20 protein-coding genes are annotated in these 21,843 nt (G+C 71.1%); 11 read left to right on the top strand and 9 right to left on the bottom strand.

The features are described from left to right. Positions 1 to 58: 58 nt before the first annotated feature. A complete protein-coding gene (locus ACFPMG_RS19040; protein WP_114860497.1) occupies positions 59 to 1,369 on the bottom strand; it encodes a solute carrier family 23 protein in 1,311 nt (436 codons plus the stop codon). 266 nt (positions 1,370 to 1,635) lie between these two features. Here ACFPMG_RS19040 and ACFPMG_RS19045 point away from each other — a divergent pair, with 266 nt between their 5' ends. Continuing rightward, positions 1,636 to 2,652, top strand: a complete 1,017-nt coding sequence (locus ACFPMG_RS19045; protein ID WP_376996646.1) for a sensor domain-containing diguanylate cyclase — start codon at positions 1,636 to 1,638, stop codon at positions 2,650 to 2,652. A 39-nt stretch (positions 2,653 to 2,691) separates the two neighbouring features. Here ACFPMG_RS19045 and ACFPMG_RS19050 read toward each other — a convergent pair whose 3' ends face one another. Beyond that, the gene (locus ACFPMG_RS19050; RefSeq protein ID WP_376996647.1) at positions 2,692 to 3,171 is read right to left on the bottom strand and encodes a hypothetical protein; all 480 of its coding nucleotides are present in this window, start codon (positions 3,169 to 3,171) and stop codon (positions 2,692 to 2,694) included. Positions 3,172 to 3,724: 553 nt separating this feature from the next. Between ACFPMG_RS19050 and ACFPMG_RS19055 the strand changes: the two genes are divergently transcribed. Further along, on the top strand, positions 3,725 to 4,792 hold the full coding sequence (locus tag ACFPMG_RS19055) for an Ldh family oxidoreductase (RefSeq protein ID WP_376996648.1): 1,068 nt from the start codon (positions 3,725 to 3,727) through the stop codon (positions 4,790 to 4,792). Positions 4,793 to 4,956: 164 nt separating this feature from the next. Beyond that, the gene (locus tag ACFPMG_RS19060; protein WP_376996649.1) at positions 4,957 to 6,297 is read left to right on the top strand and encodes an amidase; all 1,341 of its coding nucleotides are present in this window, start codon (positions 4,957 to 4,959) and stop codon (positions 6,295 to 6,297) included. A 45-nt stretch (positions 6,298 to 6,342) separates the two neighbouring features. Here the strand turns inward: ACFPMG_RS19060 and ACFPMG_RS19065 are convergent, their stop codons facing one another. The 7 genes from ACFPMG_RS19065 to ACFPMG_RS19095 all read right to left on the bottom strand — a co-directional run bounded on the left by ACFPMG_RS19065 (position 6,343) and on the right by ACFPMG_RS19095 (position 14,658). After that, positions 6,343 to 7,929, bottom strand: a complete 1,587-nt coding sequence (locus ACFPMG_RS19065; protein ID WP_417281709.1) for a gamma-glutamyltransferase family protein — start codon at positions 7,927 to 7,929, stop codon at positions 6,343 to 6,345. Positions 7,930 to 7,959: 30 nt separating this feature from the next. Next, the gene (locus tag ACFPMG_RS19070) at positions 7,960 to 8,217 is read right to left on the bottom strand and encodes a hypothetical protein (protein ID WP_376996650.1); all 258 of its coding nucleotides are present in this window, start codon (positions 8,215 to 8,217) and stop codon (positions 7,960 to 7,962) included. 135 nt (positions 8,218 to 8,352) lie between these two features. After that, entirely contained in the window at positions 8,353 to 9,462 is a 1,110-nt protein-coding gene (locus ACFPMG_RS19075) for a DUF1513 domain-containing protein (RefSeq protein ID WP_376996651.1), read from the bottom strand. Positions 9,463 to 9,465: 3 nt separating this feature from the next. Then, positions 9,466 to 10,578 (bottom strand): imelysin family protein, encoded by a 1,113-nt coding sequence (locus ACFPMG_RS19080; RefSeq protein ID WP_376996652.1) that lies wholly within the window; start codon positions 10,576 to 10,578, stop codon positions 9,466 to 9,468. Between the two features lie 33 nt (positions 10,579 to 10,611). Further along, positions 10,612 to 11,868 carry a di-heme oxidoreductase family protein gene (locus ACFPMG_RS19085; protein ID WP_376996653.1) on the bottom strand — a complete coding sequence of 419 codons (1,257 nt, stop codon included), beginning with the start codon at positions 11,866 to 11,868 and terminating at the stop codon, positions 10,612 to 10,614. A gap of 165 nt (positions 11,869 to 12,033) precedes the next feature. Next, positions 12,034 to 13,314 (bottom strand): imelysin family protein, encoded by a 1,281-nt coding sequence (locus ACFPMG_RS19090; RefSeq protein WP_376996654.1) that lies wholly within the window; start codon positions 13,312 to 13,314, stop codon positions 12,034 to 12,036. A gap of 174 nt (positions 13,315 to 13,488) precedes the next feature. Then, positions 13,489 to 14,658: a cytochrome-c peroxidase gene (locus ACFPMG_RS19095; protein WP_376996655.1), complete on the bottom strand. Its 1,170-nt coding sequence runs from the start codon at positions 14,656 to 14,658 to the stop codon at positions 13,489 to 13,491. A 484-nt stretch (positions 14,659 to 15,142) separates the two neighbouring features. Here ACFPMG_RS19095 and ACFPMG_RS19100 point away from each other — a divergent pair, with 484 nt between their 5' ends. The 8 genes from ACFPMG_RS19100 to ACFPMG_RS19135 are packed head-to-tail and all read left to right on the top strand — an operon-like array spanning position 15,143 to position 21,842. After that, positions 15,143 to 15,382, top strand: a complete 240-nt coding sequence (locus tag ACFPMG_RS19100) for a hypothetical protein (protein ID WP_376996656.1) — start codon at positions 15,143 to 15,145, stop codon at positions 15,380 to 15,382. Then, entirely contained in the window at positions 15,379 to 15,591 is a 213-nt protein-coding gene (locus tag ACFPMG_RS19105; protein WP_051140969.1) for a Flp family type IVb pilin, read from the top strand. Before ACFPMG_RS19100 ends, ACFPMG_RS19105 begins: the two co-directional genes overlap by 4 nt. A gap of 39 nt (positions 15,592 to 15,630) precedes the next feature. Further along, positions 15,631 to 16,203: a prepilin peptidase gene (locus tag ACFPMG_RS19110; RefSeq protein ID WP_376996657.1), complete on the top strand. Its 573-nt coding sequence runs from the start codon at positions 15,631 to 15,633 to the stop codon at positions 16,201 to 16,203. Continuing rightward, positions 16,194 to 17,072: a Flp pilus assembly protein CpaB gene (gene cpaB / locus ACFPMG_RS19115; RefSeq protein WP_376996658.1), complete on the top strand. Its 879-nt coding sequence runs from the start codon at positions 16,194 to 16,196 to the stop codon at positions 17,070 to 17,072. The genes ACFPMG_RS19110 and cpaB overlap by 10 nt, the downstream gene beginning before the upstream one ends. 30 nt (positions 17,073 to 17,102) lie before the next feature. Next, on the top strand, positions 17,103 to 18,551 hold the full coding sequence (locus tag ACFPMG_RS19120) for a type II and III secretion system protein family protein (protein WP_376996659.1): 1,449 nt from the start codon (positions 17,103 to 17,105) through the stop codon (positions 18,549 to 18,551). A 23-nt stretch (positions 18,552 to 18,574) separates the two neighbouring features. Next, positions 18,575 to 19,240: a CpaD family pilus assembly lipoprotein gene (locus tag ACFPMG_RS19125; protein WP_376996660.1), complete on the top strand. Its 666-nt coding sequence runs from the start codon at positions 18,575 to 18,577 to the stop codon at positions 19,238 to 19,240. Beyond that, positions 19,237 to 20,454 (top strand): AAA family ATPase, encoded by a 1,218-nt coding sequence (locus ACFPMG_RS19130; protein ID WP_376996661.1) that lies wholly within the window; start codon positions 19,237 to 19,239, stop codon positions 20,452 to 20,454. The genes ACFPMG_RS19125 and ACFPMG_RS19130 overlap by 4 nt, the downstream gene beginning before the upstream one ends. Continuing rightward, positions 20,451 to 21,842: a CpaF family protein gene (locus ACFPMG_RS19135; protein ID WP_376996662.1), complete on the top strand. Its 1,392-nt coding sequence runs from the start codon at positions 20,451 to 20,453 to the stop codon at positions 21,840 to 21,842. Before ACFPMG_RS19130 ends, ACFPMG_RS19135 begins: the two co-directional genes overlap by 4 nt. Position 21,843 lies beyond the last annotated feature (1 nt).

The following is a 21,843-nucleotide window of genomic DNA, read 5'->3' on the forward strand; positions in this document are numbered from 1 at the left end:
GAATAAAAAAGCGGAGCCCCCGGGGGGACTCCGCCTTGGCCGGCCGCGATCCGGTTGCTCAGATGTGGTCGGAGGACAGGATGGCCTCGGCATCGCCGCCGGTGCCGCGGCCCGGCAGGACCGCGTTCAGGACGACGCCCATCAGCGCCGACAGCGCCATCGAGGAGACGACGAAGCCGCCGTCGCCGAACTTCAGCGACGCCCCGCCGATGCCGATCACCAGGATGGTCGAGGAGATCAGCAGGTTGCGCTTGTCGCCCAGATCGACCTTGCCCTCGATCAGCGTGCGGATGCCCGAGGAGGCGATGACGCCGAACAGGGCGATGGACACGCCGCCCATGACCGCCGTGGGAATGCTCGACAGGAAGGCCGACAGCTTGCCCACGAAGCCCAGGATGATGGCGAGCGTCGCCGCGCCGCCGATCACCCACACGCTGAACACGCGGGTCACCGCCAGCACGCCGATGTTCTCGCCGTAGGTCGTCGCCGGGGGACCGCCCAGCGCGCCCGCCACCATGGTCGCCACGCCGTCGCCGAACACCGAGCGGTGCAGGCCGGGATCGGCGATGAAGTTGCGGCCGACGACGCGGCTCAGCACGATCTGCCCGCCGATGTGCTCGGCGATGGTGACCAGCGCCACCGGCGCCACCAGCAGGATCATCGCCCAGGCCGAGACGCCCTCCTTCATGCCGGAGAACAGCAGGTGGAAGTCGGGCATCCGCAGGAAGGGCGCGGCGGCGACTGGTCCGAAGTCGACCATGCCGAAGACCACGCCCAGGACATAGCCGGTCAGGATGCCCAGCAGGATCGGCACCACCGTGAAGAAGCCGCGCAGCACGATGGAGTAGAGGAAGATGCTGCCCAGCGTCGCCAGCGCCAGCAGGAAGTGCGGCAGGCTGTACTCGCCGCCGCCCGCGGTGTTCTGCGCCATGCCCACGGCGACCGAGGCGAGGCCGAGGCCGATCACCACGATCACCGGCCCGACGACGATGGGCGGCAGAATGGCCAGCAGCCAGCGCACGCCGAAGGCGCGGATGAGCAGGGCGACGGCCACATAGACGGCCCCCGCCGCGCAGGCCCCGACCAGCGCGCCGCCGGTCCCGCCGATCTGGGTGGCGGCGACGATCGGGCCGATGAAGGCGAAGGAGGAGCCCAGATAGGCGGGCAGCCGCCACTTGGTGAAGGCCAGATAGATCAGGGTGCCCAGACCGCTGGTGACGAGCGCCACCGACGGGTCGAGACCGGTGAGGATCGGCACCAGCACGTTGGCGCCGAACATGGCGAACAGATGCTGGAGGCTGAGCAGAAGGAAGGTGGCCGGGGGCGGACGGTCGTGGACGTCCAGCACCCGGTCGCGCGGGGCTGTCATGAACTGCGGTTCCCGTGTCGGTGGTTGCGCGGCAAGGGTTACTCCGCGACGGCCTGCCCGGTCAAACGCCACCATGCGGAATTTTTCGGCACAAGGCCCTTATAGAGCCCGACAGCACCGTCATAGGCGTGAAATCATTCAACCGTTGCCTAAGCCATAGGCCATTCGTTAGTATGAAGCTTGATAAAATTCCCGTGATTGGACATGACGCTGCGCTCCTGCACGCGATGCGGGTTTGAGCGGTTGTTTTTAGAGTGGTTGAACCCATGGCCGACGAACTGTTTGCACAACTTACAGACACTCTTTCGTCGGCGAAGACGGTGGAGGAGCTGACTCGGCCCCTGCTGTCGCTTCTGGAACTGGTGACGGAGCTGGAGGCCACCTACCTCACCCGGATCGAGCTGGAGCACGGCATCCAGCGCATCCTCTTCTCCTGCAACACCAAGACCTTGACCATTCCCGAAGGGCTGGCCGTTCCGTGGGAGGGCACGCTGTGCAAGCGGGCGCTCGACGAGGGGAAGCTCTACACCGACGACGTGCCCGGCTGCTGGGGCGACTCCGAGGCGGCGGCGGCGCTGGGCATCCGCACCTATGTCAGCACGCCCGTCCATCTCGACGACGGCAGCCTGTTCGGCACGCTCTGCGCCGCCAGTTCGGAGCGCAAGCCGCTGACCCCCAAGGGGGAGCAGGTGCTGCGCCTGTTCGCCTCGCTGATCGCCCTTCACATCCAGCGCGAACAGCTGCTGACCCAGTTCCGGGAATTGAACGCGGCGCTGGAATCCTATTCCTACACCGATGCGCTGACCGGCCTGCCGAACCGGCGCGCCGTGGTCGCGGAACTGCACCGGCTGTTCGCCATGGCGGAGCGGGCCGGCCAGAGCGTGTTGATCGGCTTCATCGACCTGGACGGCTTCAAGGCCATCAACGACACCCACGGGCACGAGGCGGGCGACGCGTTCCTGACCGAGGTGGGGCGGCGCATCGGCGCGGGGCTGCGGGCGGGCGACACGCTGGGCCGGCTGGGCGGCGACGAGTTCATCATCATCGGCATGGGCGCCACGCCCGGTGCCGAGGGGGATGGTGCCGCCGACGCGTTGCGCGAGCGGGTGGAGCCGCTGATCCGCGGCGCCTACCGCCTGGACAGCTGCGCCTTCGACTATCCGGGGGCGAGCGTCGGGGTGGTCAGCGCCGACCCCGGCACCACGACGCCCGACGACGCGCTGCGCGCCGCCGACGCCGCCATGTATGTCCAGAAGAAGATCCGGCGGGCCGCCCGGGCCTGAGGTCCGGGCCAGACACCGCCCGCGGCGATTTTCGGCGCCTTACGGGCCGCCGGCCACGCTCCAGGGATCGGGAGCGGTGACCTCGTAGGGCTGGGCGATGCCGCCCATCGACAGCGCGTGAACCGAGTTGCTGGTGAAGCCGCAGGCCTGCTCCGGATTCACGGCGGCGTTGGGACGGAAGGCGTAGGGCCGCGGCGCATCGGGCGACACCGAGGTGGCCTTGGTCCGCATGACCAGCCCATGGCCCGTCGGAACGCTCTGCTCCACCCAAATCCAGAGAACGTCCGGGTTGTCGCGGAAGCGGGCCAGCAGGGTGGACAGCGCCTCCGTGCAGGCGGCGTGTTCGAGCTGGTGGGCGCCGCGATCGATGATGGCCGAGGCCGGCCCGGACGATGAGGCATCCGCGGGATTCCAGGTGAACGCCATGAGGCCGGACAGCGCGATGCCAGCGATGGAGGTTCCCCAGAGGACTCCGGAATCGAAACCGGAATCACCGTGACGGCTGGAATGATCGCGCATCGTGGTCCCTCTACAAAACACTCAACCGCTGCAACCGGCGTCCGCGTGTCCCCGTCTGTTTGACAGGAAGGCAGGTCCGTGACTTTGATCCAGGACAAGCGCCTTATGGGCTCGACCTGTTCGTTGTTTATTGTGCACCGCAACATCGGCCCGTCAACACCCACCGGAAGCATGGCAGGGCTGATTCCGCGCGCTTTCACGCCCGCGTGGCGATGGCCGCGGCAATTTGCCGCTCCTCCGTGCCGGAGCACCGGGACGACCGGCGGATGCGCCGTCGGCCGGCAGGCCCCCAGACAACGGGCCCGGCGGCGTCATGGTTCCCCGCCGCTGCCCGATTCGCCAACAAAGTCAGTTAGTTATATTTACGCACATTCAGGATTACGAACGAAGCCAGCCCTTCATTCCAACGCCCGCTGGGCCGGATTGCGGACACGCGGATGCCATTCCCTTTCACCCGCCCCGCCGCCGCGCGCTATGGTGCGCCCGGCGACCAGCGGACCGGCAAGAGTCTGGGGCGCCCGCAAGAAGAACACGAGAACCGGAAGGGACGAGCATGAGTGACGAGACCCCCAGCCGCCGCGCCGCCGCGGCCTTCGCCCAGACCGCGGAAACCGGAACGCCGGTCGCCTTCGCCGATCTGGTGGCGCTGCTGGAGCGCATCTTCCTGCGCCACGGCACGTCGGAGCGGGTGGCGGCGATCCTGGCGGAGAACTGCGCGTCCTGCGAGCGCGACGGCTCCACCAGCCACGGCGTGTTCCGCATCCCCGGCTATGTCGGCTCGCTGAAGAGCGGCTGGGTGGACGGGCGGGCCGAACCGACGGTGGAGGAGGCCGGTCCCGCCTTCCTGCGCGTCGACGCCGCCAACGGCTTCACCCAGCCCGCCTTCCTGGCCGCCCGTGACCGCTTCCTGGAGATGGTGCGCGACAACGGCGTCGCCGTGATGGCCATCCGCAACTCCCACCATTTCAGCGCCCTGTGGCCGGATGTCGAGCCCTTCGCGCGGGAGGGGCTGGTGGCGCTCTCCTTCGTCAACAGCTTCGCCTGCGTCGTGCCGCCGGGCGGCAAGGCCGCAGTCTACGGCACCAACCCGATGGCCTTCGCTACCCCGGTGGCCGGCGGCGACCCGATGGTGTTCGATCAGGCGGCCAGTTCCATGGCCAACGGCGACGTGCGCATCGCGGCGCGCGAGGGGCACGCCATCCCCGCCGGCTCCGGCGTGGACCGCGACGGCAAGCCGACCACCGACCCCAGGGCCGTTCTCGACGGCGGCGCCCTGCTGCCCTTCGGCGGCCACAAGGGCGGCTCCATCGCCTTCATGATCGAGGTGCTGGCGGCGGCGCTGACCGGCGGCAAATACTCGCGCGAGGTCGATTGGTCGGCCCATCCCGGCGCCGAGACGCCCTGCACCGGCCAGCTCTTCATCGTCATCGACCCGGAGCGCGGCGGGACCGGCGCCTTTGCCGACCGCGTCGCCGGCCTCATCGGGAACGTCAAGGAGGCGGGGCAGGACCGCATGCCGGGCGAGCGCCGCTACGCCCGCCGCGTCCGCACCCTGCGCGACGGCATCCCACTGGCCCCCGCCCGGCTGGCCGAACTGCGCGCCCTGGCCGGCGACGCCTGATACCGAAGGCGTTTGATGGCCTCCATCAAACGCCTTCGGTTCAAACCCGACAGCACATGGCGCAGCCATGTGCGAAAGGGTCATACGGCCGGCCGATCATGGAACTGTTCATGCGCCGGCCGTATGACGCCCCTTCCCTCCTTCAAACCCGGTCGGTTCCCGCCATGACGACGCCCACCATCGCCACCCTGTCCCGCCGGCTCGACGACGGCGCCACCACCAGCCGCCGGCTCGTCGATTCCGCCCTCGCCGCCATCGCGGCCGGGGGTGAGGAGGCGCGCAAGACCTACACCGCCGTGCACGCCGAGCAAGCCCGCGCGGCGGCCGACGCCCAGGACCTGCTGCGCCGGGCCGGGCAGCGCCCCTCCCCGCTGGCCGGCCTGCCGATCTCGGTCAAGGACCTGTTCGACGAGGCCGGGCACGTCACGCGGGCCGGGTCGCGGGCGCTGGAGGGCGCCGCCCCCGCCGCCCGCGACGCCGACGCAGTGGCCCGGCTGCGCGCCGCCGGGGCGGTGGTGGTGGGGCGGACCAACATGACGGAGTTCGCCTTCTCCGGCGTCGGCATCAACCCGCATTACGGCACCCCCGGCAACCCCGCCGATCCCGCGCGCATCCCCGGCGGCTCGTCGTCGGGCGCCGGGGTGTCGGTGGCGGCCGGCCATGTCCCGCTGGCGCTCGGCACCGACACCGGCGGGTCGATCCGCATCCCGGCGGCGCTGTGCGGCATCGTCGGCTTCAAGCCGACGCAGCGCCGGGTGTCGCTGCGCGGCGCCCTGCCGCTGTCCTGGTCGCTGGATTCCATCGGGCCGCTCGCCCGCACGGTGGAATGCTGCGCCATCGCCGACGCCGTCCTGGCCGGCGAGGCGGAGTGGGTGCCGCCGCCGGTCGGGCTGGCCGGGCTGCGCTTCGCCGTGCCGCAGACGGTGGTGCTGGACGGCATGGAGGACGCGGTGGCCGCCGCCTTCGACGCCGCCTGCCGCCGGCTGTCCGAGGCCGGGGCGCGCATCGTCGGGATTCCCATGGCGGAGCTGGCGGAAATCGGCCCGGCCAACGCCAAGGGCGGGCTGCCCGCGGCGGAGGCGGCCCACTGGCACCGCGCGCTGCTGGCGGAGAAGGGCGACCTCTACGATCCCCGCGTCCGCGTCCGCATCGAGCGCGGCCAGACCATGAGCGCCGCCGATTACATCGAGGTGACCCTGCGCCGCGCCGACCTGATCGCCCGCACGGACCGCAGCACGGCGGATTACGACGCGCTGCTGATGCCCACCGTGCCGCTGCTGGCGCCGCGCATCGACGCCTTCGCCGAGGACGAGGCGTTCACCCGGCTGAACCTGCTGCTGCTGCGCAACTGCGCCCTGTTCAACTTCCTGGACCGCTGCGCCATCAGCCTGCCGATGCAGCGCGCCGGCGAGTTGCCCAGCGGCCTGATGCTGGTGGGTGCTGCGGGGGCAGACCGCCGCCTGCTGTCCATCGCCGCGGCGGTGGAGCCGGTGGTGGGCGCCTGACGCGAGGGGGGCGGCGCACCCGGCCGCCCCCATCAGAATTCCCCTTCAGAATCCCAGGGCGCAGCCGTCCTTGCGGTGGTCCGAGCCGGCGATCAGCAGGCCGGCCGCGTGGTCGATCCAGATCGCCTGCCCGCCGCCCATCGGCTCGTCCCGGCGGACCACCGCGTGGCCGCGGCGCGCCAGCTCCGCCGCGGTGTCCTCCGCCACGGTGGGCTCGATCTCCAGAACGCCGTTGAAGGCGAAGCTGCGCGGCTGGTCGATGGCGGTCTGGACGTCCAGACCGCGGTCGAGCACCGCCGACACGAAGGCGCCGTGCCCCGCCGCCTGGTAATGGCCGCCCATCACGCCGAAGGGGCAGACCGCGCGCCCGTCCTTGCGGATCAGGCCGGGGATGATGGTGTGCAGCGGGCGGCGGCGCGGCGCCAGGGCGTTGGGGTGCCCCTCGATCAGGCGGAAGGAGGTGCCGCGGCTGTGCAGGAGGACGCCGGTCGCCGGGTCGAGCTGCACGCTGCCGAAGCTGTGGAAGATCGAGTTGATGAAGGAAATGGCGTTGCCGTCGCGGTCGACCACGCTGAGGCAGACCGTGTCCTTGTGCTCCGCCTCGGTCCACAGCGCGGGGGCCTGGGCGCGGGCCGGGTCGATGCGGCGGCGCAGCGCCGCCGTCGCTTCCGCCGAGAGCAGCGCCGCGGCGGCGTCCGATCCGCCTTCCCCCACCAGGACGTCGCGGTGGTGGTAGGCGAGCTTGGTCGCCTCGGCGTGGAGATGGTGGCGGTCGGCGTCGCCGACCGAGGGCGACAGGTCGAAGCCGCCCAGCGCGTTCAGGATCATCAGCGCGGCGAGGCCCTGGCCGTTGGGCGGGCATTCCAGGATCTCGTAGCTGCGGTAGTCGGTGGCGATGGGCGTCACATACTCCGCCCCGTCCTGCGCCGCAGCGAAGTCGTCCAGCGTGTGCAGCCCGCCGCGCGCGCGCAGGAAGCCGACCAGCGAGTCCGCCGTAGCCCCCGTGTAGAAGGCGGCCGCCCCGTGCGCCGCGATGTCCCGCAGCCGTTGGCCGAGCAGCGGCTGGGCGTGGCGTTCCCCGGCGCGCGGCGCGCGGCCGCCGGGCAGGAAGACGGCGCGGCAGCCCTCGTCCGCCACCAGCAGGGGTGCCGCCGCCGCCCAGTCCTGAGCCACCCGCGGGGAGACGCCGTAGCCGTCCTCGGCGTAGCGGATGGCGCGGAGGAAGACCCGGTCGAGCGGCAGCCGCCCATGGTCGGCGTGCAGCCGCGTCCAGGCGGCGACGGCGCCCGGCACGGTGACGGCGTGGGCGCCGTGGCGCGGGATCTCGCCGGTAACGCCCAGCCCGGCCAAGCGCTCCACGCTCGCGGCGGCGGGCGCGCGTCCGCTGCCGTTCAGGGCGACCACCGCCCCGTTCGCCGGGGCGTAGAGGGCGAATGCATCGCCGCCGATGCCGGTCATGTGCGGCTCGACCACGCATTGCACCGCGACGGCGGCGATGGCCGCGTCCACGGCGTTGCCGCCCGCCGCCAGGATCTCCAGCGCCGCCGCGCTCGCCAGCGGGTGCGAGGTGGCCACCGCGGCCTCCGTCGCCACCAGCGCCGACCGTCCGGGCCGGCAGAAGTCACGAATCACGACGGGGCGCCCTCCAGATCGGGAAACGGGTCAGTGCGGGTCGCGGCGCAGGGGGATGACGCGGCGGTTCCGGACCTCCGGCTCCTTCGCGGAGTGGATCTGCACCTTCTTGAGCTGGATGACGTAACGCTCGGCGCCGTTGACCATCACGGCGATGACGGTCGGCCCGTTCGCCCAATCGCTGGGCACGAGGTGAAGTTCCTTGATGCGCGCGGTTCCGGCGGTCAGCTCCGCAAGGTCCAGAACCTCGTCCCCGGCGCGAAACCCCAGATATTCATCGACGATCATGGCGTCCGGCGGCAGTGTCTTGGCGGCAGTGATCCCAAGCCTACCAGCACGGCGGGCGGCGGGCCACCGTACAGGCCGCCGCCCGGCGCTTTTTCATAGGGGACTTACGGACGGCGCATCAGGTGGCAAAACGAGTCATATGGCAAAACGAGTCATATGATTGTCCCACCGGAAGTCGGCCAGCCGCAGCCCGTCGCCCGGCAGGTCCGGCGCCGCGCCGACCGTCCGGAGGTTGCCCAGCCCGCTGCTCGCCAGGAAGCCGTCGCCGTCCGGGGCGATGCCGCAGCCGTCGGGCAGCGCCCCCGACCCCAGCCATGCGCCGGTGGCGTCGTCCCACAGTCCGATGATGCCGCCCTTGGGCGAGCTGGCCGCGACCTTGCCCTTGTCGGCCGCGACGCTGCCGATGTAGCCCTCGAAGCGGGACAGCTCGTCGTCCGGCGTCTCGAACAGGCGCACCGCGCCGCCGCCCGGACGGTGCGTGCCGGTCAGCGGCTGGAGCATGCCGACAGGCCGCTCGTCCTGCGCGCCGAAGGCGATGCCGCCGTCGGCCAGGGCGGCGATGTGGCGGATGCCGAGATTCGCGTGCTCCTCCGGCAGGCGGACCTGGTCGAGCAGCTTCCCGCTCGCCACCTCGACGTAGGTGATCGAGGAGTCCATCTCGTCGAGGTTCAGTTTGGCCCGACCGGTGTCCGGGTGGGTGATGACGCCGCCGTTTGCGACCGCCAGGACCGTGCCGTCCGCGATCATCAGGAGCTCGTGCGGCCCCAGCCCATGGGTCGGCATGGCGCCGACGCGGCGGTAGCCGTCCATCGCATCGTAGATTCCGATCGACCCGGTCTCGCGCGGCACGTCGTCCTCCGCCACATAGAGCAGCCGCCCGTCGGTGGAGAAGGCGCCGTGACCGGTGAAGCGGCGGTCGTCCGGCGCGCGGATCACCGGCCCCGGGCGCCCGTCAACCAAGGACAGCGGCATGAACCAGCGTCCCGGACGGCGGGCGAAAGCGACGGCCTCGGCCCGCGTCGGGTGCGGGACGACGCCATGGGCGCGGCCCGGCGTCGGGGTGGTGAAGCGCACCCCGCCCACCCCGTCCAGAGCCGCCACGCCATAGTCCGGCGATGCCGCCGCGGTGGCGTAGGCGTTGAGGAACAGCGTGCCTCCCGCGGTCTCCGCCCGCGCCGGCCCCAGGAGGGCGCCGAGCAGGCCGCCACCGATTAAGAGCAGGGTGCCCCGGCGGGTCGCATCCATCGCTCAGTCTCCATCCAGTTCGTTGAAGCCGATGCTGATGTCCAGCAGCGGCGCGACGGTGCCGGTCAGCAGGTTGCGCAGGTCCTTGGCCCGTTGCAGGGTGGTTTCCACGGTCTTGCGCTTGGCCGGATCGGCGACGGCGACATTGATCGGCGCGGGGATCGCCTCGGCGGCGCGGACCGCGGCGGTGAAGCCCTCCTCCAGCGCGCGGCGGGCCTGGGCCCCGGCGTCGCCGGCGGGCAGCAGCGCGGTCAGTCCGGGGCCGCCGCCCTCGCCCAGCATCAGGGCGCGCAGGGCTTCCAGGTTGATGCGGACGTTGCGGGCCGACTGGCCGCTGCGCAGCGCCTCGGCCACCGCCGGCTTGGCCTCTCCGGCGTTGGGGCCGAGCGGCGCCAGCAGCTTCTGGTCGGCGACCACCTGCAGCGCGGTGAGCGACCCGGTGAAGAGGACGTTGACCGCCGACCCGGCGTCGGGGCCGAGCGCGGTCGGCTCCCCGGCGGCCAGCGGCGCCTCCAGCGCCTTCCAGCCGTCGCGGACCTCGCGGGTGATGGTGAGGACGTTCTGCGCCACCGCGGCGGCCAGCGCGCCGCGGAAGCGCCCGGCCTCGTCGCCCTGGAACGACGCGGCGGTGACGCCCTCGTCGAACAGCAGCCGCTCCAGCGCGGTCAGCCCCTGCACCGCGGCGCTCTGGCGGGCCAGCCCGCCCGGCTCCAGCAGCTTCGGATCGCGGGCCTTCAGCATGGCGAGGATCTGGCGCTGCACCACCCCGGCCCGCTCCGGCCAGAAGGCGATGCGGTCGGCGCGCAGCTCCGTCGACAGCGGCCCGGCGCGCAGATGCTGGACGCCGGCCCAGGCGTCGTAGACGGCGCGGTGGGCGGCGCGGCAGCCCTCCAGCCCGTCCACCGTCGGCGCCGCGGCGAACTGGGCCAGCCGCTCCGCGTAGATGCCGGCGGCGGCGGCCAGCGCGTCGAAGCGCGGCAGGGCGTGGGTTCGGACCAGACCGCCCAGCACGGCGGCGTCTCCCGCCGGCTCCCGCGCCGCCAGGGCGAAGCGGCCCGGCAGGAGGATCGACAGGGCGGCGGCCGACATCAGGCCGATCATGCGGCGGCGTTGCATCTCATCACCTATGCCATTCAAACCGTGTGGACTTTAGAGCCCCAGAACGAAACGCACCAACTTTTCCCGGTCGCCGCGCGGCAGGGCCATGAAGGCGCCGCGCGCCTTGTCCGCCTCGCCGCCGTGCCACAGGATGGCCTCGGTGACGCTGCGCGCCCGCCCGTCGTGGAGCAGGGCCAGTGTGCCGTCGGCATCGGCCAGCCGCTTCAGCCCCCACAACGGCGTCGTACGCCAGTCGCGGCCCCGCGCCTCGCCCATCGCCACGCCGTCGGCCAGATCCTCGCCCAGGTCGTGGAGCAGCAGGTCGCTGTAGGGGAAGATCGTGCGGCGGGACAGCGCGGGATGCGCCGCGTCCTCCGCCGTGGTGAAGGAGGGGCGGTGGCAGGATGCGCAGCCGGTGGCGGCGAACAGCGCGCTTCCCGCCGTGTCGCGCGGCGCCTCCAGCCCGCCGTCGGGCGGCAGGGTGCGCAGATAGCCGTCGATCAGCCCGATCACCGTGGAGGGGATCTCCAGCCCTTCATACTGCGGGGAGTCGCCGTGCGGGGCGTTCCGGCATTCGGTCTGCGCCGGGGTGCAGTCGCCCCAGGGCTCGGGATAGACCGGGGTCGACATGCCGATGTCGAGGCTGAAGGCCTCCGAATTCTGGCGGTGCAGCGTCGGGTGGACGGCCTTCCAGCCGAAGCGGCCGAGTTGCCGCGTGCCCTCCGGCGCCACCCAGTTGGGGCGTCCGGCGATGCCGTCGCCGTCGCGGTCCTCCGGATCGGCGCCGGCCAGGATGTCGGCCTCGGGGACGCGCTCCAGCAGGCCCATGCCGCGCACGGACGGGGCGATGCGGGCGGAGATGGTCGTCGCCTCGGCCAGCGGCCCGTAATTGAGGTCGGTGACGGTCACCACCGGCCGGCGCAGCGTCGCCGTGTCGCCGTCGGGGAAGCGCACCGTCTCCTCGCGGTAGCTCAGGGACGGCTTGCCCTCGATGGCGAAGCCGAGCACCGCGTTGGTCTGGATCTGCCGGCCATAGACGGGGTCGCCGCTGAGCTTCAGCGCGTAGCCGACGCCACGGTCGTCCGGCGAATCGGGATCGGGCGGCCGCCCCTGGCGGGCTGCCGGATGGCAGGCGGCGCAGGAGCGGGCGTCGTAGAGCGGCCCCAGCCCGTCGTTAGCGTGCGTCACCGTCGGGGCGCTGACCCACATCCGCCGGAACAGCTTCTCGCCGATCCGGGTGTCGAGGTCGCCCGCCACCGCCGGCAGGGCCGGCAGCAGGGCGAGCAGGAAGGCAAGACGGGCTTTCATAGGTCGGGCGGGCATCGGTCGGGCGGAGTGCCCCATTTCATGAAGACGAAAAGGCCGGGCTGCGGCCCCTCCCCCCGCTCGGGCGGTCGGTGGGGAGCGGGCAACGCCGCCCCACGCGGGAAGAAGGGTCGCAACCCGTGGTCCGCCGGCTTACTTGCCGACGTCTTACTTCCCGACAGCCGACGGGTTGTCGAGGCTGTCCGAACCGGCCAGTTCGACCGAGACGCCCAGGGCGGCGACGACGCCTTCCAGGGCCTTCTTCTGATCGACCAGACGGTCCACCGCGGTCGAGACGATCGCGTTGCCCTCGGCGTTGTCGGTGCCGATCATCTGGTCGTAGGCCATCTTGCCGCTGTCGGCGGTGTCCTTCATGACCTTCATGGCGGCGGTGGTGGCGGTCATCGCCTCCTTCACCTTGGCGTCGGCCTCCGGCGCGGTGGCGGCGACGTACTGCGACAGCGACGGGCCGGTCACGACCTTGCCGTCCACGCGGGTGTAACGCCCGTTGTAGACGTTGACCATGCCGACCTGGTCGTAATAGTGCGAGTTGTGGGTGTTGTCGGAGAAGCAGTCATGCTCCTCCTCCGGATCGTGCAGCATGAGGCCGAGCTTCATGCGCTCGCCGGCCAGCTCGCCGTAGCTGAGGCTGCCGAGGCCGGTCAGGATGCGGGCGACGCCTTCTGACTCCTTGGCCTTGGCGACGGAGGCGCGGGCCTTGCCCTTGGCGCTCCAGGCCTTGGCCATCTCCTCGAGATCCTCGACCAGCATCTGGGTGGCGACGGTCAGGAATTGGGCGCGGCGGTCGCAGTTGCCGTTGGTGCAGTCCTTGCCCTTGGCGTAGTCGGTCGCTTGGCGAGCGCCGGCGCCCGGACCCGTGCCGTTCAGGTCCTGGCCCCACAGCAGGAATTCGACGGCGTGGTAGCCGGTCGCCACGTTGGCCTCGACCTTGCCGGCCTCGTGCAGCTTGTCGGCCAGCAGCTCCTTGGTGATCTTGCGGGCGTCGATGGTCTTGTCGCCGGCCTTGATCTTCGGGTTGGCGATCACGTTGGCCTTGGCGAAGGGGTTGCTGTCGCCGCCGGCGTAGCCCTCGTCCACATAGTCGATCAGGCCTTCGTCGAGCGGCCAGGCGTTGACCTTGCCTTCCCACTCGTCGACGATCGGGTTGCCGAAGCGGAAAGCCTCGGTCTGCATGTAGGGGACGCGGGCGTTCAGCCACGCCGTGCGGGCGGCGGCCAGCGTCGCCTCCGACGGGTTGGCCACCAGCGCGTCGACGGCCTTCTTCAGCGCCTTGGCGGTGCTGGCGGAGTCCTCGTAGCTGGCCTGGGCGATGTCGGCGTAGGTCTTCACCACGTCCTTGTAGGCGGGCTTGGACGACTGGGCGTCGGCGGCGAGCGGCGCCAGCGCGATGAGAGCCGCGGCGGCAAAGCCGGAGGCGTGCTTGAACATGAAGGTCTCCTCAAGCGTCGGTGATCGGTGGCGTGAGAGCCATGAAAGTGCGAAGCATTCTCAACATGCGCCGCTAATCACTCTTATTGTCAAGATGCAATTGCCAAGCAGGGCGCGCATTGCCGAATTTGCGGCGGACGGCGGGGCCATGGTGGCGGCCCCGCCCGCCCGCGCTCACTTCAGAAGCGGTTCGTAGCGAGCGTCGGTCAGCGTCTTCATGAAGGCGACCAGCGCCTTGATTCGGCGGTCGTCGAGCGCCGGCCCCTCCTCCAGCTCCTTGATGGAGAGGGTGGCGGCGATTTCCGGATTGCCCCAGGGCTTGCCGGTCTCCGGGTTGATCTGGTCCGCCGGCTTGGTGCTGTTGTACTTGTTGTAGAAGCGGACGACGGTCTCCAGGTCCTTGAAGACGCCGTTGTGCATGTAGGGGCCAGTCACCGCGACGTTGCGCAGGGTCGGCGTCTTGAACTTCCCCTCATGCGCCTTCTGGCCCTTCAGCGCCGGATTCTCGGCCAGCCCGCGGTCGATGTGCGTCGCCGCCACCCCGTTGGCCGCCCGCAGCTCCGCGTTCACCGGAACGCCGATGTTGTGGTACTCGTAATTGGTGAAGACCTCGTTCGTCGCCGCCGGCATGGCGTTCAGCTTGTGGCAGACGTTGCAGTTGGTGAACTGCTGCGAGAAGAACAGGGTCATCCCCAGCTCCTCCTCGCCGGTCATCTTGTAGTCGCCGCGCAGATAGCGGTCGTACTTGGAATCGAAGGGCGAGAAGACGTCGGTCTTCTCGAAGGCGGCGATGCTGTCGGTCATCGCGTCATAAGCGCGGTCGGCGTCGTCCAGCACCCCCGCGCCATAGAGGGCGACGAAGCTCCGCGCGTAATCCGCGTTCTCCTTCAGCCGCTCCTGCACCTCCGCCTTGGAGGCCATGGCCATCTCGGCGGGGTTCAGCGGCGGGCCGCCGGCCTGCTCCTGGAGGGTGGCGGCCCGGCCGTCGTGGAACTGCCCGCCGAAGGGAACCCCGCTGGCCTTGAAGCCGAAGCGCGGGGCGAGGTGGGCGTAGGCGGCGGTCGGCGCGTTGCGGTCGCCCAGCGACTTGCCGTCGGCCCCCAGCGACGCCGCACCGCGCGGATCGGCGAATCCGAATTCCGGGTTGTGGCAGGTCGCGCAGGACTGGCTGCGGGTGGAGGACAAGTTGTTGTCGAAGAACAGCGCCTTGCCCAGCTCGGCCTTGGCCTTCTGCAACTCCGCCGGATCGGCGGCCATGCTGGACGCGCTGGCGATCAACAGGCCAGCGATCAACAACGAGGGCAGCGCCGCGGCCGGCGCGACATATTTGCCGAACAATGACATCCTGACTCTCGCTCCTTGACGGCGATGGCCCAGGGCCGCAATCCATGGCGGGGGCCGCCGGCAGTATCCATGCCCTTCGGCCTGGATGATAGTTATTCTCATTATCACGAAGGTGCGACCTATTGCCACTGGTCGTAGGACCGGTGGGATTAACTCCTCGCCCCGTTCGTCCAGCCCCGTTCCCGGATGGACGATCCGGTGCGGGCGCTCCGGCCTGACGGAAAAGGGTACCCCGACCCGGCTACCGACTCTGCTTCGCCAACCGGCGGGCTTCCCGCCATTCCGGGGTGAGCCGGCACCACCGTCGGGACTCCAAATTCTCCGCACGCCGCGAAGGGAGCGGCGGCCACCACACCGGCGCGATCCCGGCATAATCCGATAATCACTTCAAATTCTAACAATTTCCTTCCAGAGCAATCCGTCCGTCATTCGCCTCCCCACATGGCGTTCTTCTTCCCGTTTCTTTGACGGGACGCCTTTGCGCATGGCGATGCCCGCGCTTTGCCTGGAAGCAGTGCGGAAAGTTGCGTTTCGGATGGCAAAGACAACAGCGCAGGCCCGCCGGACTACCCCTATCGATAGGTTTAATAAAATACCGGCCTTCGCCATCCTTCAAATCACAGACGCCGTGCATTCCCTGAAAATCAGTAATCAAGCCCATCCGCTTCACCGCACTGAAGCGAAAACCCTTCGCATCACAATTATCAACGGAGACAATCAATGACCCTGTTCGCCAACATCCGCGCCATCATTTCCCCGGTCCAGGCCGCGACCAAGGACCGCAAGGGCATCACGGCCCTCGAATACGGTCTGGCGGCGGCGCTCGTCGCGCTCGTCATCATCGGCGGCGCCCGTACCTTCGGCACCAACGTCAGCACCCTGTTCACCGGCATCGGCACCACGGTCAGCGGCACCTCGACGACCATCCCGTAAGCGCCGCCACCTTTCCTCCCTCCCACGCAAAGCCCTGCCATGGATACGATCGCGGTCTTCGATCCCCTCTCCCTGGCACTGCCCATGGCGGGGCTTGCGCTGGGCTGGGCGGCGGCGGACGACCTGTGCCGGCGCATCATCCCCGACACGGTGTCCATCCTCCTCGCCACCCTCGGCCTCGTGCTTCCGCTGTGGCAGGGCGCTCCCTTCCCCTGGGTCAGCCTTGCTGCCGCCGCCATACTGTTCCTGGCCCTGTGCGCCCTTCATGGGCGGGGCTGGCTGGGCGGCGGCGACGTGAAGCTGGCCTCGGCCATCCTGCTGCTGGTCGGGGTGGAGCGGGCCGCCCCCTTTGCGACCGCCACCGCGCTGGCCGGCGGGGGTCTCTCCCTTCTCTATCTCGCCGGGTGGCTGGCCCTGCGCAACGCGCGCCCGGCGCGCCGGCTGCTGCGCCGCTTCGGCGGACGGTCCACGCCGGTTCGCCTTCTCGCCCGTGTCATGGCGGCCGAGGCGCACCGCATCGCCACCCGCCATTCCGTGCCCTACGGCGTCGCCCTGGCCGCCGGCGGACTGCTCACCCTCTCCAACCCCACCGGAGGAGCGGCATGGTTCTGAGAGTGCTTTTCCTGTCCCTGCTGCTCGTCGGTCTGTCGCTGGTGGGCTACGTGTCCTTCTCGATGCTGCCGGCTCCGACCGCCGCCGTCGCGGTCCCGGCGCCCCAGGCGCCCATGGACTCCGTGCTGGTCGCCGCCCGCCCGATCTCCACCGGCATGCTGCTGCGCGCCGAGGATCTGCGCTGGGAGCCGTGGCCGCCGGGGCGTCTGGTGGACGGCTACATGGTGCGGGGCCGCGTGGTCGAGAGCGCCTACAGCGGCGCCGTCACCCGCCGGTCCTTCGCGGCGGGCGAGCCGATCATGGCCGGGCACATCGTGGCGCCGGGGGAGCGCGGCTTCCTCGCCGCCGTCCTGTCGCCGGGCAGCCGCGCCGTCTCGGTGGCGGTGGACGCGGTCAGCGCGACCGGTGGGCTGATCTGGCCCGGCGACCGCGTGGACCTGATCCTGACCCAGAATTTCGAATCCCAGGCGGGGCGCGACCTGCGCAGCCGGGCCGTCGGCGAGACCGTGCTCCAGAACCTGCGCGTCATCGCCATCGACCAGCAGCTCGGCGAGGCGGGCATGGCGAAGAACGGGCCGGACGGGCGCATCCCCCGCACCGTGACGCTGGAGGTCACCGCCCGTCAGAGCGAGACGGTCACCGTCGCCGCCACCATGGGCAAGCTCTCGCTGGCGCTGCGCAGCCTGCTCGCCGACGAGACCGTTCTCGCCGCCGGGGAATCGGAAGCCGCTTCGGCCCCCACCTGGGCCGAGGACGTGTCGCCCGCCCTGCGCCAGCTTCCCGCAGCCCACAGCGCGGAGGCGCCCGCCGCCCGCCGCCCGGCTCTGCTCATCATCCGCGGCTCCAAGACGGAAACGCTCGAACGCTGAACCGGCGCGCCGACCCAGGGGGACGAACTCATGACGATGGCAATCATCAACACCACAAGCCGGGTCGCGGCCTTCAGGATCATGGGGGCGGCCCTCCTGGCCGGGCTGTTCGCGGCGCTGGCCGGATCGCCCGTCCAAGCGCAGCAGCGTCCCCGCGAGATCACGCTGGAGGTCGGCGGCGGACAGCCGGTCAACCTGCCGGCCCCGGCGGCCAGCGTCTTCACCTCCGCCCCGGAAATCGCCGACGTGCAGGCGTCCGGCCCGCAGGCCTTCTTCATCGTCGCCAAGACGCCGGGGCGGGCCAGCGTCTACGCCCTGTCGGCGGACAACAAGCCGCTCGCCTCCTTCAGCGTCGTCGTCACCATGCCGATCGGCGACCTGCGCTCCAAGCTGGTCGCGCAGGTGCCCAACGCCGCCATCGACGTGCAGAGCACCGGCAACGGCATCACACTGACCGGCACCGTCTCCTCCCCCGCCACGGCGCGGCAGATGGTGGAGCTGGCCGAACGCTACGTCGGGCAGGGGCAGACCGTCACCAACCGCCTGACCGTCGCCTCCCCCGCCCAGGTCAACCTGCGGGTCCGCGTCGCCGAGGTGTCGCGCCAGGTGACCAAGGATCTGGGCGTCAATTTCGAGAGCATGTTCAACATCGGCTCCTTCGCCTTCGGGATCGCCACCGGGCGCCCCATTCTCGATGCCGCCGGCAACCTGATCCGTGCCCTCCCCCCCACCAACTCCATCGGAGGGAGCTACCGTTCGAGCAATGGGCGGGTGGACATCAACACGGTGGTGGACGCGCTGGCCGAGGACGGTCTCATCACCGTGCTGGCCGAGCCGAACCTGACCGCCCTGTCCGGCGAGACCGCCAGCTTCCTGGCCGGCGGCGAGTTCCCCATCCCGGTCGCCCAGTACGACCGCACCACCACCATCCAGTTCAAGAAATACGGTGTCAGCCTGGACTTCACCCCCACCGTGCTGGGTGGCGGCCAGATCAGCATGCGCGTCCGCCCGGAGGTCAGCGAGCTGACCAACAACGGCGCCGTCGTGGTCGACTCCATCCGCATCCCCGGCCTGTCGGTGCGGCGTGCCGAGACGACCATCGAGCTGGCCAGCGGGCAGAGCTTCGCCATCGCCGGCCTGCTCCAGAACAACACCTCGGCGACGCTGGACGCCGTGCCGGGGCTGGGCGACGTGCCGGTGCTGGGGGCGCTGTTCCACTCCAGCAAGTTCCGCCGCAACGAGACGGAGCTGGTCATCGTCGTGACTCCCTACCTCGTCCGTCCGGTGTCCGCCGCCAACGCCCTGTCCGCCCCGACCGACGGCTTCGTCGCGGCGACCGACGTCGAGCGCATCTTCCTGAACCGCGCCCAGAGCCTGCAGCCCCCGCCGGGCGGCAGCAGCGCGGCCGGCACCGCCCCTATCACCATCGGTCCAGGCGCCACCCGCCTGCACGGCGACGCCGGATTCACCCTGCAATGACCCCCTTCGCGGAGCACAGCGCCATGCCCAGAGCCATGCGAACGCCGATGCTGCTTCTGCCACTCCTCACGGGTCTGCTGGGCGGCTGCGCCGTACCACAGACACCTCCGCCAATGCCCGCCGCCCAGACGCCCGCCGTGAAGGCGCTCAGCAACGCCGTCCCCTTCGCCATCGACCCGCGCAGCGGCGCCATCGCGGCGGAGGAGCGCGCCCGGGTGGTCCGCACGGTCGCCGGGCTGGGCCGCGACACCACCCCCCACGTGACGGTCACCGGCCCGCTGCTGGCCGCCCCGGCGCGGGCCGCCACCGTCTCCCTGCTGGGCGGGGCCGGCGTGCCGGCGGAGAACGTCACCTTCGCCCCCGACCAGACCGGCGCCCCGGCGCTCCAGGTGACCAGCTATGTCGCTCTGGCCCCGGACTGCGCGGCGTGGAGCGACATCTACAGCGGCTGGTACCAGAACAGCCCGACCGCGGCGCTGGGTTGCAGCAACCAGCGCAACCTCGCCTTGATGCTGGCCGACCCGCGCGACCTCCTGCAGGGCCGCGAGACCGTGCCGGCCGACGGCCAGCGCATGGCCGGCGCCGTCCAGCGCTACCGCGCCGACAAGGTGAAGCCCTTCGTGAAGGGGAACACATCCAGCGCCTTCCTGCTGGCCCCCGCCCTGAACGGAAGCCAGGAGGACCAATGAGCCTGCTCGCCACCCTGCTCGGCGACGCGCCGTCGCCGGCCGACGCCGCCCGCGGCACCGGTCCCCGCCTGCTCGCCTACGTCGCCGACGCGGCCAGCGCCGCCCTGCTGACCCGCACTGCCCCATCCCTGCTGCCCTGCGAGGTGCGGACCGGCGACATCCGCAACGCCGCCCGCGACTTGGCGCGCCAGCGCTCCCCCGACCTGCTGCTGGTCGATCTGTCCGGCGTCGCCGAGCCGCTGGCCGCCATGGAGGCGCTGGCCGGAGTCTGCGACCCGTCGGTGCGGGTCATCGCGGTCGGAGACAGCAACGACATCGGCCTCTACCGCGACCTGCGCCGGATCGGAGTCACCGACTATCTGTTCAAGCCGCTGTCCCGCGACCTGCTGGAGGGGGCGCTGCGCGCTGCCGGCGCCGGCGCCGGCGCCGCGGCGGACGAGACGCCGGGCCGTCTGGGCAAGCTGGTGGCGGTGGTCGGCGCGCGCGGCGGCGTGGGCACGACCACGGTGGCGGTGCATCTGGGCTGCTGGCTGGCCGATGGGGCGCGCGGGCGCACGGCGCTGGTCGACCTCGACCTGCAGAACGGCACCGTGGCGCTGGCCCTCAACCTGCGGCCCGAGCCGGCGCTGCGCGAGGCGGTTGAGGCCCCCGACCGGGTGGACGACGTGTTCATGGAGCGCGCCATGGTCGCCGCCTCCGACCGCCTGTCCGTCCTGGCGGCCGAGGAGCCGGTGGAGGACGTGATCGACATCGCGCCGACCGCCGCCCTGTCGGTGCTGAACCGGTTGCAGGCCCGCCACAACTACGTCGTCGTGGACGCCGGCCGCGCCCAGGGCGGAGCCGCCCGCGCCGCGCTGGAGGCGGCGTCCATCGTGGTCCTGGTCGGCGACGCCAGCGTCGCGGGCTTGCGCGATCTGGTGCGGCTGCGCGCCGCCATCGCGCGCCGGGCCGGCGGCGGGCGTCTGGTCACCGTCCTGAACCGGCGCGGTGCCCCCGGCGAGCTTCCCGCGGCGGACCTGATGCGCACGCTGGGCGAACCGCCGGAACACGCCCTGCCCTACCGCCCGGTGCCGCTGGCCGTCGCCGCGGGCGTCGGCGAGCCGGCCTTCCGCCATTGCCGCCGCTTCCGTGAGGCGATGGAGCGGCTAGGCGCCGACGTCGCCGGTCAGCCCGCCGCCCAGGACGGCCTGTTCCGCCGCTGGGTGCGGCGATGAGCACGCTGTTCGGCCGCAAGGCCGCACCCCCCTCCCTGGCGGTCGCCAGCCCGCCGGCCGAGGAACCGAAGCCCGCCGCCGCGCTGGCCCCGGTGGCGGCGCCCGCACCGCCGCTGGCCGCAGTCCGCCCGGTCAACCGCTCGCTGAACGACATCCGGTCGCAGGTGCTGGCCCGCATCGACCCGGCGACCATCGCCGATATGCCGGCGGAGACGCTGCGCCCGCTGGTCGAGCGGCTGATCGACGACATCGCCACCACCAGCCGCAGCCAGCTGAACGGGCGCGAGCAGGCGACGCTGGCGACGGAGCTGGTCCATGACATGATCGGGCTCGGCCCGCTGGAACCGCTGCTGGCCGACGACGCGATCACCGACATCATGGTCAACGGCCCGTCGCGCACCTTCGCCGAGCAGCGCGGCAAGCTGGTGGAGATGCCGGTGCGCTTCCGCGACGCCGGGCATCTGCTGAACATCGCGCAGCGCATCGCCTCGGCGGTCGGGCGGCGGGTGGACGAGTCCAGCCCGATGGTCGACGCCCGCTTGGCCGACGGCAGCCGCGTCAACATCGTGGTGCCGCCGCTGGCGCTGGACGGCGCCTGCATCTCCATCCGCAAATTCGCCCGCCGCACCATCGGCTTCCGCGAGCTGGTGGAGTTCCGCAGCCTGTCGGAGCCGATGGCCCGCGCGCTGGAGATCATCGGGCGCTGCCGGCTGAACGTCATCATCTCCGGCGGCACCGGCTCGGGCAAGACGACGCTGCTCAACGCCATGTCCCGCCCCATCGAGGCGACCGAGCGTGTCATCACCATCGAGGACGCGGCCGAACTCCAGCTCCAGCAGCCCCACGTCGTCCGGCTGGAGACGCGCCCGCCCAACCTGGAAGGGCAGGGGCAGGTGACGCAGCGCGACCTCGTCCGCAACGCGCTGCGCATGCGCCCTGACCGCATCATCATCGGCGAGGTGCGCGGGGCGGAGGCCTTCGACATGCTCCAGGCCATGAACACCGGCCATGACGGGTCGATGTCGACCATCCACGCCAACAACCCGCGCGACGCGCTGAGCCGCGTCGAGAACATGGTGCTGATGGCCGGGATGAATCTGCCCAGCCGGGCCATCCGCCAGCAGATCGCCGGGGCGGTCAACGTCATCGTCCAGGTCCAGCGCATGCGCGACGGCGTGCGCCGCATCACCCACGTCACCGAGCTGGTCGGCATGGAGGGCGACGTGATCCTGACCCAGGACCTCTTCACCTTCGAGTTCCGCGGCGAGAACCGCGACGGGATCCTGGAGGGGCGCTACGCCACCACCGGCCTGCGCCCGCGCTTCGCCGAGCGGCTGGCCTATTTCGGGCAGGAGGCGGCCTGGAACGCCGCCACCACCAGCCTGTAGC

It is taken from the genome of Azospirillum himalayense (assembly GCF_042657465.1).
GTDB classification, from domain to species: Bacteria; Pseudomonadota; Alphaproteobacteria; order Azospirillales; family Azospirillaceae; genus Azospirillum; species Azospirillum himalayense.